General features: G+C 67.3%; 13 protein-coding genes. 5 read left to right on the top strand and 8 right to left on the bottom strand.

Going from position 1 to position 14,863, the window contains the following annotated elements; all coding sequences use genetic code 11:
• From ACZ5U5_RS01955 to ACZ5U5_RS01935, 5 genes are all read right to left on the bottom strand, one after another.
• The gene (locus ACZ5U5_RS01955; protein ID WP_469015054.1) at window positions 1–1,158 is read right to left on the bottom strand and encodes an acyl-CoA dehydrogenase family protein; all 1,158 of its coding nucleotides are present in this window, start codon (window positions 1,156–1,158) and stop codon (window positions 1–3) included.
• Complete coding sequence (locus ACZ5U5_RS01950; RefSeq protein ID WP_469015051.1) at window positions 1,142–1,438, bottom strand: phosphopantetheine-binding protein; 297 nt, start codon at window positions 1,436–1,438, stop codon at window positions 1,142–1,144. The genes ACZ5U5_RS01955 and ACZ5U5_RS01950 overlap by 17 nt, the downstream gene beginning before the upstream one ends.
• On the bottom strand, window positions 1,431–2,450 hold the full coding sequence (locus tag ACZ5U5_RS01945) for an HAD-IIIC family phosphatase (protein ID WP_469016858.1): 1,020 nt from the start codon (window positions 2,448–2,450) through the stop codon (window positions 1,431–1,433). The genes ACZ5U5_RS01950 and ACZ5U5_RS01945 overlap by 8 nt, the downstream gene beginning before the upstream one ends.
• 19 nt (window positions 2,451–2,469) lie before the next feature.
• Window positions 2,470–3,330, bottom strand: coding sequence for a 3-hydroxyacyl-CoA dehydrogenase family protein (locus tag ACZ5U5_RS01940; protein ID WP_469015050.1), 861 nt, complete (start codon window positions 3,328–3,330; stop codon window positions 2,470–2,472).
• A 980-nt stretch (window positions 3,331–4,310) separates the two neighbouring features.
• Entirely contained in the window at window positions 4,311–5,525 is a 1,215-nt protein-coding gene (locus ACZ5U5_RS01935; protein WP_469015047.1) for an MFS transporter, read from the bottom strand.
• Between the two features lie 81 nt (window positions 5,526–5,606).
• Between ACZ5U5_RS01935 and ACZ5U5_RS01930 the strand changes: the two genes are divergently transcribed.
• The 4 genes from ACZ5U5_RS01930 (at window position 5,607) to ACZ5U5_RS01915 (ending at window position 9,860) form a co-directional block, all read left to right on the top strand.
• On the top strand, window positions 5,607–6,500 hold the full coding sequence (locus tag ACZ5U5_RS01930) for a LysR family transcriptional regulator (RefSeq protein WP_469015046.1): 894 nt from the start codon (window positions 5,607–5,609) through the stop codon (window positions 6,498–6,500).
• 103 nt (window positions 6,501–6,603) lie between these two features.
• Window positions 6,604–7,161, top strand: coding sequence for a PadR family transcriptional regulator (locus ACZ5U5_RS01925; protein ID WP_469015044.1), 558 nt, complete (start codon window positions 6,604–6,606; stop codon window positions 7,159–7,161).
• Between the two features lie 81 nt (window positions 7,162–7,242).
• Window positions 7,243–8,964 carry an acyl-CoA dehydrogenase family protein gene (locus tag ACZ5U5_RS01920; RefSeq protein ID WP_469015042.1) on the top strand — a complete coding sequence of 574 codons (1,722 nt, stop codon included), beginning with the start codon at window positions 7,243–7,245 and terminating at the stop codon, window positions 8,962–8,964.
• Window positions 8,965–9,068: 104 nt separating this feature from the next.
• Window positions 9,069–9,860, top strand: a complete 792-nt coding sequence (locus ACZ5U5_RS01915; RefSeq protein ID WP_469015040.1) for a DUF3592 domain-containing protein — start codon at window positions 9,069–9,071, stop codon at window positions 9,858–9,860.
• Window positions 9,861–9,900: 40 nt separating this feature from the next.
• Here ACZ5U5_RS01915 and ACZ5U5_RS01910 read toward each other — a convergent pair whose 3' ends face one another.
• Together ACZ5U5_RS01910 and ACZ5U5_RS01905 are read right to left on the bottom strand one after the other, a co-directional pair.
• Entirely contained in the window at window positions 9,901–10,332 is a 432-nt protein-coding gene (locus ACZ5U5_RS01910) for a VOC family protein (RefSeq protein WP_469015038.1), read from the bottom strand.
• Window positions 10,333–10,384: 52 nt separating this feature from the next.
• The gene (locus ACZ5U5_RS01905; protein WP_469015035.1) at window positions 10,385–10,798 is read right to left on the bottom strand and encodes a Fur family transcriptional regulator; all 414 of its coding nucleotides are present in this window, start codon (window positions 10,796–10,798) and stop codon (window positions 10,385–10,387) included.
• A gap of 308 nt (window positions 10,799–11,106) precedes the next feature.
• On the opposite strand from ACZ5U5_RS01905, the gene katG reads away from it, so the two are divergent.
• Window positions 11,107–13,320 carry a catalase/peroxidase HPI gene (gene katG, locus ACZ5U5_RS01900; protein ID WP_469015033.1) on the top strand — a complete coding sequence of 738 codons (2,214 nt, stop codon included), beginning with the start codon at window positions 11,107–11,109 and terminating at the stop codon, window positions 13,318–13,320.
• 54 nt (window positions 13,321–13,374) lie between these two features.
• On the opposite strand, the gene ACZ5U5_RS01895 is transcribed toward katG, so the two are convergent.
• Complete coding sequence (locus ACZ5U5_RS01895) at window positions 13,375–14,721, bottom strand: Gfo/Idh/MocA family protein (protein WP_469015031.1); 1,347 nt, start codon at window positions 14,719–14,721, stop codon at window positions 13,375–13,377.
• Window positions 14,722–14,863: the final 142 nt, after the last annotated feature.

Genomic DNA, 14,863 nt, shown 5'->3' with positions numbered 1-14,863 from the left:
TCAACCACCCGACGCGGTTCCGGCGAACTTCTTGTAGCCGTAGTCGGCGATCATCAGTTGCTGCAGTTGCGAAGTACCTTCGATGATCTCCAGGATTTTCGCCTCTCTGAAAAGGCGTTCCGCCGGATACTGGTCCCAGCACCCGTTTCCGCCGAGAATCTGGACCGCATCGGAGGTCACCTGTTGGGCGATGGTCGACGAGAAATACTTCGCGACGTTTGTTTCCATGACCGCGTCGGTGCTTCGCTCCATACGCAGCCGGCCGGCCCTGCGGCACAACTCCCTGGCGGCAGCCACATTGGTGACGGCATCCGCGACCATCTTCTGCACCAGTTGATGTGAGCCGATCTTCACCCCGAACTGCTCGCGTCCGGTGGCGTAAGTGCACATGACGTCGAGTGCGGCCTGGGCAATGGCGACGCCCGCCCATGCGATGCTGTAGCGGCCGTAGAACAGGGCCGTGTTCGCGACGAAGCTGAAACCCACCCCGATGCCCGACACGAGATTCTCCGCAGGGATCTCCACGTCGGTGAAGGTGACCTCCGCGATGTGTGTCGCCCGATTGCCGAGGAACCCGGACATCGGATGGATGTCCACGCCTGCCATGTCCCGTTCGACGACGAAGGCACTCATCGCACCGTTGTCGGACGCGATCACAAGGAACAGGTCGGCGATGCCGGCGAAGGATACCCACTTCTTCTGTCCGTTGAGGACGAACGTATTGCCCTTCTTGACATACGTCGTGGTGACCGATGCGGCATCGGAACCGGATCCGGCCTCGGAGAGGGCGAAGCATGCGATCTTCGTGCCCCGGGCGAGGTCGGCCAGGTACTTTTCCTTGAGGTGATTCGATGCCCGTTCGGCGAGCGTCTCGGACACCAGAGAGGTGTGGACCGTCAGAAGTGCCCGTGTCGACGCGCACGCCTTGCCTATCGACTCGGTCAACTCGCCGTACTGAAGGGGGTCAAGACCCTGACCGCCCCACCGGAGGGGGATCGCCGCGCCGAGAAAACCCGCGTCGGCCATCTGATCGATGACGTCCCTCGGCAGATTTGCCGTACGGTCGAAATCCGCGGCACGAGCCGCAAGGTCGATCTCGGCAAACGACTTGCCACGAGCCAAGATATCGCCCCGGAGTTCCTCACTCGTCTGTTGCATCCTTCAGCTCACCTACCATCTGGGTCATTCGGTCGACCGAGCTGAAGTTCCGCAGAGTGATGTGGTCGTCGGGGACTGCCACGCCGAACGTGGACTCGATGAAGTCCAGGAGCTGCATGGCGAAGATCGACGTGACGAAACCTTTCTCGAATATGTTGTCGTCGTCGTGAAGTTCTACATCCCTCAATGCGGTCATGTTCGCCCGCACATAAGTCCTTACAGTGGCTGCCGTGTCCGCGGCCGCGCTCTTTCCTGTGTTCGTGGCCGTCTCACTATGCATCTATTTCCACCTTGATGTATTCCGGATGGTCCTGGCGAACAGAGAGATCGTTCTCGTACACGTAGTCGTCGCCGTCGTTCGACGCCACGCGGAAATTGGCCAGTTGGTACGTCAGGAGCATCTGACGGTTTCGGTTCGTGCGCCGGAAGTCTGCGAACAGACGCCGACCCTCGTCGTCGGCACGCTTGATGAGGAAATTCAGGAGAACCGTCCCAACCCCCTTGGAGACCGTTCTGCATGACATAAGGAGCAACTTGATCGTCCAGCGGTCCTGGCGCTTCTCGACCAGCGCCATGCCGATCTTCCCGTACGAGCCGTAGCGGTCGATCAGTTCACAGACCCACAGGTCGTATTCTGGGTGGTACATCAACTGTTCTAATTGCTCGTGCGAGTAGTGGATGCCGGTCGAGTTCAGCTGACTGGTCCGCTTCGTCAGCTCCTCCAGCCTCAGGAGGTCATCGCCACTGGCCCGGGAGATGCCGAAAACCATGCCGAGGCTCTTGAGGAAGTCCTCTCGCGGTCCCTGGTAGGTCAGTTCGGACTCGCTGCGGATCTCGTCCTCGAGGTACATGTGCCGGCGTCGTCTGGCGTCCTCGGTCACCACCTCCGGGGACAGCCGTGGAAGCGACCGAAGGCCGAGGTAGTCCGCGGCATCTACGGTTTCCACCTCGGGGAGGACGAACGAGACCTCATCGCGCTCGAACGCCTGATCATCGATGAACATGATCGTGTCGAGTCCGATGTTCAGCTTCCTCTGAATCTCGGCGACCGAGCTTGACTTGCTGTTCCAGTTGATCTGAGGGTGGAGGAAGTATTCCGCGAGACGGAGTTCTTCCAGCTTGCGCATCGCGTCGTCGTGATTGTTCTTGCTGGCTATCGACAGAAGGATCCCGCGGGAGTCCAGGGTCTTGATCAGATCGAGGGCGCCGGGCTTCGGAATGACGCCGTCGTCAGCCGAGAGTGTTCCGTTCCACAACGTGTCGTCGAGATCCCAGACGACGCACTTGGCCATCTTCACGGCTTGAGCCTCCTCATGGGCGGTTGGCGGAGTAGGTGTAGAAGCCCTGACCGCTCTTTTGTCCCAGCAGCCCTGCGGCCACCATCTTCTTCAGTAGTGGACAGCAACGGAATTTGGTGTCCTGGAATTCTCGGTAAAGGATCTCCAGAGAGTTGGCCACCGTGTCGAGGCCGATCAGGTCCGCTGTCTCAAGGGGTCCCATTTTGTGTCCGTAGCCGAGCTTGAAGACAGCATCTATCTGCTCCGGTTCAGCGACGTCGTCCTGTACCAGGAAGACCGCTTCGTTCATGAAGAGGTGGGACAGGCGATTCGATACGAAGCCAGGCATGTCGTTGACGACAATGGCCTGCTTGTTCAGCGAGGCCGCGAAGGCTTGCGCCTCCCTCGTCATGTCATCGGACGTGTGGTGCCCGCGAATTACCTCGACGCATCCGATCAAGGGAACCGGATTCATGAAGTGCATGCCGATCACTTGATCGGGGTGCGGTAGGAGAGAGGCGATCTGGGTGATGGAGATACAACTCGTGTTCACGGCGATCTTTACATTCTTCTTGCACACGTCGCGGAGGTGGCGATAGAGCTCCTGCTTGGCAGCGAGATCCTCCACGATGTTCTCGACGATCCAGTCGGCTTTGGTGAGATCCTCGTGGTCGGCGCTGAGTCGTATCCGGCTCAGAATTTCGTCAGCATGCCACTCGGCCACGTCGGACGACATGAAGCGGTATTTGCTGACGAGTCGACGCATCTGGCTCGTGGCGGACGCCAGGACTTCGGGATCGCGGTCGGACAGGACCACGTCATACCCGTGCGCGGCGCAGGTAAGGGCAACGTCCTTGCCCATCACGCCGGCGCCTATTACTGCAACCGTAGACATGTCGATTACCTCTTGAGTCGTTACCTCATGGGTAAGCACACGCAACGGCCACGACGACTCAATGGCAGCCCGCAATCTTGGCCGACCGTGATGAGACGTGCGCTGCGGATGCTAAGGAATATGGCGCAACAAGTCAGTAAGTCATCGGTGACGTCGGCCAGTACCGCATCGGGTACTGCGCGTCCAATGAGAAAGATGCCTCGACAGGCGACTCAGTCGAATACCCCTTTGTGATCGACAGACCTTCAAAGGGTAGGTCAATGCACCACAACGGCCCGGGAAGGCAAAGCCTCTCGGTCGCTGACGCGGTGTACCCCTGCGCTGAAGTCGCTATCCCCCGTGTCTACTATCCCCCGTGTTTGTCATACCCCCGTGTTGTGTTTGGCCCTTGTCCCCCAAAGCGCCTAGCAGGGCCGGCGCGCCACCTAAGGTCAGGTTGTGCACGATCTGGTCGCGCTCGCCATCTGGTGGCCTTGATCAGAAGATGCCGAATTCTTGATCTTCGGTTCGATCTTCGTATCCCGCCTGCGTTATCCCTGCTATCGGGCCATCGTAAGTGGCGATGGGGTCCAAGTAAAGGGGGTGTCAACTATCGATGCGATTTCCGTGAAGAGATCGACTTCTGGCAGTACTCATCTCAGCGAATTCTCCCAGGCCAGCGCCCATGCGTCAGCGGCCGGGCGAGTCCCTCATAACCTGGTGGTCAATACCCGGCCGCAGGGCCGAAGTATTTGAGAGCGCTGCACGATGGCGAAGCCGGAATTCAGGACTCCATGCCGGAATTACGCCCTCCATAACGGATTCCCGCAGCACCAGGACGCCGGCGGTGCGGCAGGGCGGTGGTGAGGTCTGTGCAGGTGCCTATTGGTGCTGTTCCGAAATGTTCCGTGTTCAACGGCAGGCAGTCGCCGTGACCGTGGGCGAGGCGGCGACGTAGGCGTGGGCGTTCCAGAGGTGCAGTCGCAAGCTTCGGGGAGGGGTCACGCGGATCGGCGCATGCGTTCCCACGCCCAGACGGCGAGAGCCCCGGTGGCCAAGGCCGCCCCCAGTGCGCAGGTGCCCGGCCAGCCCGCGGTTGCCCAGACGACGGAGGCGAGTGCGGAGCCGGTGGCGCCGCCGAGGAAGAGGCTTGTTGCGAACGCCGAGTTGATGCGGTTGCGGGCCTCGGCGTTGAGCGCGAACAGGATGGTCTGGCTGCTGTTGAGGACCGCCTGCTGGCCGGTGTTCAGGGCGACGACACCGACCGCGAGCCAGACCAGCGACCGCTCTCCCGCCAGCAGGATCAGCCAGCCCGTGAGCAGCAGGGCCGTCGCGACACCGGCCACCTGCTGGGCGTGGCCGCTGTCGCTCAGGCGCGCCGCGAACGTCATCGACAGGATGCCCACGGTGCCGACCAGGCCGAAAAGTCCGATCGCGGGGGCCGCCCAGTGGAAGGGCTCACCGGCCAGCAGGAAGGTGAGCGCCGTGAGTTGAACGCTGTACGAGGCGAAGGAAAGCGCCCCGAGGAGGGCGCGGCGGCGCAGCACGCTCTCGTTGCGCAACAGGGAGAGCGTGGAGCGGAGCAGGGCCGGGTAGCGCAGGTCGGTGGCGACCGCGAGGTACGGCAGCCGGTGGTGGAGGACGACGGCGGCGCCCGTCATGAGGGCGGCGAGCACCCAGTACACGGTGCGCCAGCCGCCCAGTTCGGACAGACCTCCCGCGACGGTACGGGCCAGCAGGCCGCCGAGCAGCACGCCCGACATGACGGTGGCGACGGCACGGCCCCGTGTCGCGGCGGTGGCGAGAGCGGCGGCGTGGGCGACGACCACCTGGGCGCCGACGGAGGTGAGGGCGGCGAGAATGGTGCCCGCGAGGAGGACCGGGCCGCTGGGAGCCAGCGCCGAGACGCCGAGGAAGAGGGCGGTGGCCAGGAACAGGGTCACCGCGAGGCGGCGCCGGTCGATGACGTCACCGAGCGGGACGAGCAGCAGGAGACCGAGTGCGTACCCGCCTTGGGAGGCGGTGACGACGAGCCCCGCGAGGACGCTGCCGAGGTGGAGGTCGTGGGAGATGAGGTCGAGCAGCGGCTGGGCGATGTAGTTCCCCGCCGCGGACAGGCCGGTGGCGACGGCCATGAGGAGCAGCAGGCCGCGGCCCGGGGCATCGCGCTCGTCCGGACGCCTCGCGCGGTGGTGGCCAAGTCCCGTCTGTGTCATGGCAGTCAGCCTGCGGCCGGTCCCATTGATGAGTCCAACACATCCTTGTCATGCGAACGATCGCGCAGCACGATGGATCGCATGGAGTTGCAGCAGTTGCGCTATGTCGTCGCGGTCGCCGAGACGGGCGGGTTCACCCGGGCCGCCGAGCGGTGCCTGGTGGTGCAGTCCGCGCTCAGTCATCAGATCGGGAAGCTGGAGAAGGAGCTCGGGGCGCGGCTGTTCGAGCGGACGAGCCGACGAGTGGCGCTCACGTCGGCGGGCGAGGCGTTCCTGCCCGCCGCGCGGCAGGCGCTGGAAGCGTCGGAGCGGGCACGGGCCGAAGTGGCGGCGGCGACCGGTGAGATCCGGGGGCGCCTGGCCATCGGCGCGATCTCGACGGTGACGGCGGTTGGCGTGCCGAGCCTGATGCGGGCCTACCACGCCACGTATCCACAAGTCACGATGCGGCTGGTCGACGGCATGAGCGAGGTTCTGGTGCGCGGGGTGCGGGAAGGGGCCCTGGATCTGGCGTTCCTGGGGGTGCCGCCGTCGTTCCGTACGGACGAGCCCGGTCTGGAGAGCCGGACGCTCGTGGTCGACCGCCACGTGGCGGTGGTCGCCCCAGGCCACCCGCTGGCCGCCGCTGCATCCGGTGAACCGCTGCCGCTCGAACGGCTGGCGGGCGAGGTGTTCGTGGACTTCCCCGCGGGCATCGCGGCGCGGGCACAGACCGACGAGGCGTTCCAGGCCGCGGGGCTGCGGCGCGAGGTGGCGTTCGAGGCCAAGGGCCTGGAGTTCTTCGCCGACCTGGTGCGCGGCGGCCTCGGCATCGCGCTGCTGCCCTCCCGCCTGGTGCCGGGGCTGCCCCGCCTTGCGGTGGTGCCGGTCGAGGGCGGGCCGGTCCGTGAGGAGCGGCTTGTGTGGAGCCGGACGCGGACCTCACCGGCGGCGGCCGCGTTCCTGGAGTCGATCCTGGCGTCGGTGCCGGACTGATCGTCGGCCGCCGCCGGGCGGAAGTGCCGGCACCCGGGTGAGCCGTGTCTCACCAGGGCGGCGCCACTTGTTTATGCAACGAGTTGCATAGCAGGATCGGGGCATGGCGCTAGAGCACGCGATCCTCGTCTCGCTCCTTGAGAAGCCGGGCTCCGGCTACGAGCTGGCCCGGCGGTTCGAGCGGTCCATCGGCTATTTCTGGACCGCCACCCACCAGCAGATCTACCGCGTGCTCAAGCGCATGGAGAGCGACGGCCTCATCGACGTCCGGGAAGTCGCGCAGCAAGCGCGCCCGGACAAGAAGGAGTACTCCGTCGCCGCCCTCGGGCGGACCACGCTCTCCCGGTGGCTGCACGAGCCGATCGAACCCGAGAGCGTGCGACACGAGCTGGCCGTGAAGATCCGCGGCGCGGCCTTCGACGACCCGGCCGCGCTGATCCGCGAGGTCGAGCGGCACCGCCAGGCGCACACCGACCGGCTCGCGCGCTACCTCGCGGGGGAGCTGCGTGACTTCACCGGACCCGACGCGCCCGCCACGCCCGACGCCGGGCAGGAGCTCCAGCACGTCGTACTGCGCGGAGGCATCGCCTACGAACGCATGACGCTGGCCTGGCTCGACGACGTGCTCGCCACCCTCCACCGGCTCGGCCCGCAAGGCTGACCCGGCCCGAAGCTCCACCTCACCACCCCTCCTTTCTTTCGACATCCGCCGAAACCTCCCGAGCCGGAAAGGCGAACACCCATGGCCGACCCGCTGCTGTTCAACCCGCGCACCTACGACCCGAAGCAGTTCGACCCCGAGACCCGCAGGCTGCTGCGCGCCACCGTCGACTGGTTCGAGGCCCGTGGCAAGCGCCGACTGATCCAGGACTACCGCGACCGCGCCTGGCTGGCGGACTTCCTGGAGTTCTCCGCCAAGGAGGGGCTCTTCGCGACCTTCCTCACCCCGGCCTCCGCCGCCGGTGACAAGCCGGACGCGCGCTGGGACACCGCCCGGATCGCCGCCCTGAACGAGATCTTCGGCTTCTACGGGCTCGACTACTGGTACGCGTGGCAGGTCACGATCCTCGGCCTCGGCCCGGTCTGGCAGAGCGAGAACGAGGCCGCCCGTACCCGTGCGGCCGAACTCCTCGAGCGGGGCGAGGTGTTCGCCTTCGGCCTGTCCGAGAAGACCCACGGCGCCGACATCTACTCCACCGACATGCTCCTTGAGCCGGACGGCGAGGGCGGCTTCAGGGCCAGCGGCTCCAAGTACTACATCGGCAACGGCAACGCGGCCGGGCTCGTTTCCGTCTTCGGCCGCCGCACCGACATCGAGGGCCCCGAAGGCTACGTCTTCTTCGCCGCCGACAGCCGCCACGAGGCGTACCACCTGGTCAAGAACGTCGTCGATTCGTCGAAGTACGTGAGTGAGTTCCGGCTGGAGAACTACCCGGTCGCGCCCGCCGACATCCTGCACACCGGCCGCGCGGCCTTCGACGCCGCCCTCAACACCGTCAACGTCGGCAAGTTCAACCTCTGCACCGCCTCGATCGGCATCTGCGAGCACGCGATGTACGAGGCCGTCACCCACGCCACCGGCCGCATCCTCTACGGCCGCCCCGTCACCGCCTTCCCGCACGTGCGCCGCGAGCTGACCGACGCGTACGTCCGCCTCGTCGGGATGAAGCTCTTCAGCGACCGCGCCGTCGACTACTTCCGCTCCGCGGGCCCCGACGACCGCCGCTACCTCCTCTTCAACCCCATGACGAAGATGAAGGTGACCACGGAGGGCGAGAAGGTCATCGACCTGATGTGGGACGTCATCGCGGCCAAGGGCTTCGAGAAGGACAACTACTTCGCGCAGGCGGCCGTCGAGATCCGCGGCCTGCCCAAGCTGGAGGGCACGGTCCACGTCAACCTGGCCCTGATCCTCAAGTTCATGGGCAACCACCTGCTGAACCCCGCCGAGTACGAGCCCGTGCCCACCCGCCTGGACGCGGCCGACGACGACTTCCTCTTCCGGCAGGGACCGGCCCGCGGCCTGGGCGCCATCCGCTTCCACGACTGGCGCACCGCCTACGACGCCTACGCCGAGCTGCCCAACGTCGCCCGCCTGCGCGAACAGGCCGACGCCCTCTGCGAGTTCGTCACCACCGCGGCGCCGGACGAGGAGCAGAGCCGCGACCTGGATCTTCTCCTGGCCGTCGGCCAGCTGTTCGCCCTCGTCGTGCACGGCCAGCTGATCCTGGAGCAGGCGCGCCTGACAGGCCTCGACCAGGACGTGCTCGACGAGCTCTTCGCCGTCCTCGTACGTGACTTCTCCGCGCACGCCGTCGAGCTGCACGGCAAGGACTCCGCCACCGAGGCGCAGCAGAACTGGGCCCTTGGCGCCGTACGCCGCCCGGTCGTCGACGACGCGCGTTCGGCACGGGTGTGGGAGCGCGTCGAGGCGCTGGCCGGGGAGTACGAGATGGCTCTCTGACCTCCTCCACGTAGGGGTTCGGGCGGGTGGCGGAGGCGATCAGGCCTTACCATCCGCCCATGGGGCGGGATATGAGGGTTGTGCTGAAGGGGCGCGGGGGCGCCATGCGACTGGAGAGCGGAGAGGTGCGTGTGGTGCGGGGACGCGCGACGTGGCGGATACCGCTGCGCGCCGTCGGCGCGGTGGAGAGTGATGGCCTGACCTCGGTGCGGCTGCGGATCAGCGGCGACACCTCGGGGGACGGTTTCCAGGTGAGCAGCGGCAACAGAAACGCGGTGGACGCGTTCACCGAGGGGCTGCGGCGGGCCATGGAGGGCGTCACGCCGGTGCCGGACGGTGCGGCACTGGTGACGACCGGGCCCACGCCCCGGACACCCCTCTCCCTGAATTCACGCGCGGCCCGGGTGAGCATGGGCGTGTGCGGCTATCTGCTGCTGCTCGTCCTGCTGTTCACGGTCGTGGAGACACCGGGGCAAGTGGCGTGGCTGACGGTCGCCGCGTTCCTGTCGCCCGGTGGCGCCGGACTGCTGGCGCTGGCCTGGAAGTTCTACCTCCGCGACCCGTGGATCCTGCGGCGCCGAGGTGTGACGGTCCCCGGTGAGATCCTCACGTACCGCACGTCGTCCAAGCAGCAGGCCATGAACCCCGTCCTGCGGTTCACCACGGCCAAGGGCGTCACGGTGACGCATGACTCGTCGGTCACCGTGCTGATGCGGCACCGCGATCCGGCCGTGGACGTCACCTACGATCCGGACGATCCCAGCAGGGTCCGCGGCGGACGGGCGCTCGCCCACATGAGCGCGGGCCTCTTCCTCGGCGCGCTGGGCGCGGCCATGGCACTGGGGCCCCTGACCGGATTCCTGATGTCCGTGCTGGGCGATCTGCTGCAGGGCTAGTCGGGCCGTCGGCGTACGAACCGCGGGGGGACCGGTCGGATCAGACGGCGAACACCTGGGCGTCGTCGGCGAACGCCTTGAACTCCAGGGCGTTTCCGGCCGGGTCGAGCAGGAACATCGTCCGTTGCTCGCCCTTCTCGCCCTCGAAGCGTAGGTACGGTTCGATGACGAACTCGATGCCTGCCGTGCGCAGTCGCTCGGCCAGCTTCTCGAACTCGGGCACCGGCAGGATCAGTCCGAAGTGCGGTACCGGGACGTCATGGCCGTCGACCGGGTTGTGTACGCGCTGGGCGCGCTTCGGCGCGAGGTGGGTGACGAACTGGTGGCCGTGCAGATTCCAGTCCACCCAGGTGTCGGCGCTGCGGCCCTCCTCCAGGCCGAGCACCTCGCCGTAGAAGAGACGCGCCGCGGCGAGGTCGTCGACCGGCATGGCCAGGTGGAACCGGGGGATGGGGGAGTGGGGTTCGGTCATGGAACTGCCTCCTGTGACGGGAGAGTCCGGACGGACCTGGCACGGGCCCCGATTACCCGCGGGCGCAGTCCGGGCACATTCCCCGGTACGTCACCTCGGCCGCGGACACGGTGAAGCCGTACCGCTCGGAGTCCGGCAGGGCGGCCAGCGGGTCGCCGCCGGGGTGCACGTCACGGATGGCGCCGCAGCCCGAGCACACCAAGTGCTGGTGGGGCCGGTGGGCGTTGGGGTCGTACCGCTTCGCGCGGCCCGTGGAGACCTCGATGACCTCGCCGAGGGTGACCAGTTCGCCAAGGGTGTTGTAGACCGTGGCACGGGAGATCTCCGGCAGCCGGTCGGTGGCGCGCGCGAGGACCTCGTCCGCGGTCAGGTGGACATGTTCACCGTCCAGTACCTCGGCGACCACCCGGCGCTGCGCGGTCATCCGCCAGCCACGTCCGCGAAGCCGTCCCAGAAGATCGCTCATGCTTACCAGCCTATCTGTGCTTCGTCTGACAACTGAATACGTACGGACCCGTCTGTCGTATTGACTTGGACTTGGTCCATCGTAGGATCGGTTCCGGCCGACGGCCAAGGGACAGGGCAACAGCAGGGAACAGCACGTGACTTCAGGAGACGGGTCCGCTCGGCCCGGCATCCGGTACCCCGCTCGCGGAAATCCAATCCGGCGAGCCCTCCCGGCCGCCGGGGCCCGCACCACCTCTGGGCGCCCCAGACTGTTCCGCCGTTCGCAGTTCCAGAGCACCGTGATCCGCCCCGTCCGGAAGGATTCCCATGACTGAGAACCATGACGCGATCGTCACCGACCCGAAGCCGGAAGAGACCGGCGGTTGCCCGGTCGCGCACGGTCGCGCGCCGCACCCGACCCAGGGCGGTGGAAACCGCCAGTGGTGGCCGGAGCGGCTCAACCTGAAGATCCTCGCCAAGAACCCCGCGGTGGCCAACCCGTTGGGTGAGGAGTTCGACTACGCCGAGGCGTTCAAGAGCCTCGACCTGCCGGCCGTGAAACGCGACATCGCCGAGGTCCTCACCACCTCGCAGGACTGGTGGCCCGCCGACTTCGGCAACTACGGCCCGCTGATGATCCGCATGGCCTGGCACAGCGCGGGCACCTACCGCATCAGCGACGGCCGCGGCGGCGCGGGCGCCGGACAGCAGCGCTTCGCCCCGCTCAACAGCTGGCCGGACAACGTCAGCCTCGACAAGGCCCGCCGGCTCCTCTGGCCGGTGAAGAAGAAGTACGGCCAGAACCTCTCCTGGGCCGACCTCATGGTCCTCACCGGCAACGTGGCCCTGGAGACGATGGGCCTGAAGACCTTCGGCTTCGCCGGTGGCCGCGCCGACGTCTGGGAGCCCGACGAGGACGTGTACTGGGGTCCCGAGACCACCTGGCTCGACGACGAGCGCTACACCGGCGACCGCGAGCTGGAGAACCCGCTCGGCGCGGTCCAGATGGGTCTCATCTACGTCAACCCCGAGGGCCCCAACGGCAACCCGGACCCGGTCGCCGCGGCCCGCGACATCCGTGAGACGTTCCGCCGCATGGCGATGAACGACGAGGAGACCGTCGCGCTCATCGCGGGCGGCCACACCTTCGGCAAGACCCACGGCGCGGGACCGAGCGAGGCCGTCGGCGACGACCCCGAGGCCGCGCTCATGGAGCAGCAGGGCTTCGGCTGGAAGAACACCCACGGCACCGGCGTGGGCAAGGACGCGACCACCAGCGGCCTCGAGGTCATCTGGACCACCACGCCCACGAAGTGGGGCCACGACTTCTTCAAGCACCTCTTCGAGTACGACTACGAGCTCACCCAGAGCCCGGCGGGTGCCCACCAGTGGGTGGCGACGAACGCCGAGTCGATCATCCCCGACGCCTTCGACGCGTCGAAGAAGCACCGCCCGCAGATGCTCACCACCGACCTGTCGCTGCGCTTCGACCCGGTCTACGAGCAGATCTCGCGGCGCTTCTACGAGAACCCGGACCAGTTCGCGGACGCGTTCGCCCGCGCCTGGTACAAGCTGACGCACCGTGACATGGGCCCGATCGTGCGCTACCTCGGCCCCGAGGTGCCCGACGAGGTGCTGCTGTGGCAGGACCCGCTGCCGGCGGCCGAGGGCGAGCCGGTCGACGCCTCGGACATCGCGTCGCTCAAGGAGAAGATCCTCGCCTCGGACCTCACCACCGCGCAGCTGGTCTCCGCGGCCTGGGCGGCGGCCTCCTCCTTCCGCGGCAGCGACAAGCGCGGTGGCGCCAACGGCGGCCGTATCCGCCTGGAGCCGCAGCGCAGCTGGGAGGTGAACAACCCGGACAGCCTCGCGCAGGTGCTGCGTACCCTCGAGGGCATCCAGTCGTCCTTCAACTCCGGTGCCAAGAAGGTCTCGCTGGCCGACCTGGTCGTTCTCGGTGGCTCCGCGGCGGTCGAGAAGGCGGCCAAGGATGCGGGCGTCCAGGTCGAGGTGCCGTTCACGCCGGGCCGAGTCGACGCCGCGCAGGAGCAGACGGACGTCGAGTCGTTCGCCGCGCTGGAGCCGACCCACGACGGCTTCCGCAACTTCGTCGGCAAGGGCAACCGCCTGCCGGCCGAGTTCCTGCTGCTCGACAAGGCGAACCTGCTGACCCTGAGCGCGCCCGAGCTGACGGTCCTCGTCGGCGGTCTGCGCGTCCTCGGCGCCAACCACGCCGGTTCGAAGCACGGCGTGCTCACGGACAAGCCGGGCACCCTGTCGAACGACTTCTTCGTCAACCTGCTCGACATGGGCACGACCTGGAAGTCGACGTCCGAGGCGCAGGACGCGTTCGAGGGCCGTGACGCGAGCGGCGCGGTCAAGTGGACCGGCACCCGCGCCGACCTCGTCTTCGGCTCGAACTCCGAGCTGCGCGCGCTCGCCGAGGTCTACGCGAGCGATGACGCCAAGGAGAAGTTCGTGAAGGACTTCGTCGCGGCGTGGAGCAAGGTCATGGACCTCGACCGGTTCGACCTGGTCTGAGCTCTCTGACGGTGACGTACGGGCCGGTCCTCGCGGACCGGCCCGTACGTCGTCTCAGCTCTCCATGAGTTTCCGGGCGTCGACCGGAAGTCCCGTCGCGAAGGACTGGTTCGCGGCCAGGCCCGTGGCCAGCGAGCGGGCTCCGTCACCGGCGTCCGCGGCGCGGCCCAGGGGGTCCGCGTCACCGGGCAGCCGCTCGCCGAAGAGATCGGCCAGCATGCGCACGTCGCCGCCACCGTGCCCGCCCTCACCCGTGGGCACCTGCACCTCCCGGGGCTCCTCCCAGAAGCGGCGCAGCAGGAGTTGCGTGCGTCCTGCCTCGTCCCCGACCGCCGCTCCGTGCAGCACCGGACCCCCGCCCCCGGTGCGTACGTCGGGGCGTGTCCAGGTGGATTCCTCCACGAGGAGCTCGACGCGTCCCTCGCTGCCGTTGAACGCGATCCGGTAGCCCTCCCAGGGCGCGTACGCGGTCAGGTGGTACGTGAGCGTCGCGCCGGAGGAGTAACGCACCAGGACCGCCATGTCGTCCTCGATGCTCACCCCGGGTCCGAACACGTTCTGGTCGCGGTGGTAGCGGTCCTCGCCCTCCGCGTCCAGGTACAGGGCGCTGAGCACGGACGAGTCGGCCAGACGGAGGGCGAACGGATCGCTCTGGGCGGCGGGGGAGTTGTGGGCCCGGGTGTAGTCGCGGGCCAGGCCGCGCCGCTTGCCCGCCTCGTCGCCGTAGAAGAAGAGCCCACCCTGCGCGTAGACGGTCTCGGGCCGCGCGCCCAGCCACCAGTTGACCAGGTCGAAGTGATGGGTGGCCTTGTGCACCATCAGGCCGCCGGAGTTTTCCTTGTCGCGGTGCCAGCGGCGGAAGTAGTCCGCGCCGTGCCGCAGGTCGAGCAGCCACTCGAAGTGCACCGAGCCGACCTCACCGATCGCGCCGTCCGCCAGGAGCTCGCGTACGGCTGAATGCACCGGGTTGTAGCGGTAGTTGAAGGCGACCCGGACCTGGCGGCCCGTGCGGATCTGGGCGTCGAGGACGCGTCGGGCGCTCTCGGCGGTCGTGGTCATCGGCTTCTCGGTGACCACGTCGCAGCCCGCTTCGAGGGCCCGCACGATGTAGTGGTCGTGGAGGCGGTCGACGGTGCAGACCACGACCAGGTCGACACGCTCACGCCGGAGCATCTCCTCGAAGTCGTCCGCGGAGTACGTGGGTACGGGCGGGCGGCCGGGGTGGGCGGTCGCGATCCAGGTGTTGTGGACGGCCATGCGGTGCGCGTTGACATCGCAGAATCCGGCCAGCTCGATGCGGTCCGCGTAGGGACCGGCGAGCGCCTCGGTGAAGAGCTGGGCGCGGGCGCCGAGTCCCACCACGGCACAGCGGCGGCGACGGCGCGTGGCGTCGATGGTCATGCGTGACTCCCTTCGAGGGGCTGAGGTGTGGGGTGTCCGGTGGGGGCGTCGTGAGGAGGCGGTGAACGCGCGACGACGGCCGCGAGCTGCCGCGCCGGACAGGCGCGTCCACATATTGAGTCGTTTCAGATTTCGGCTCCGA

The organism is Streptomyces sp. NPDC033177 (assembly GCF_055577715.1).
The sequence above is the reverse complement of the archived record's forward strand: the minus strand, read 5'-3'. Positions and strand labels throughout refer to the sequence as shown.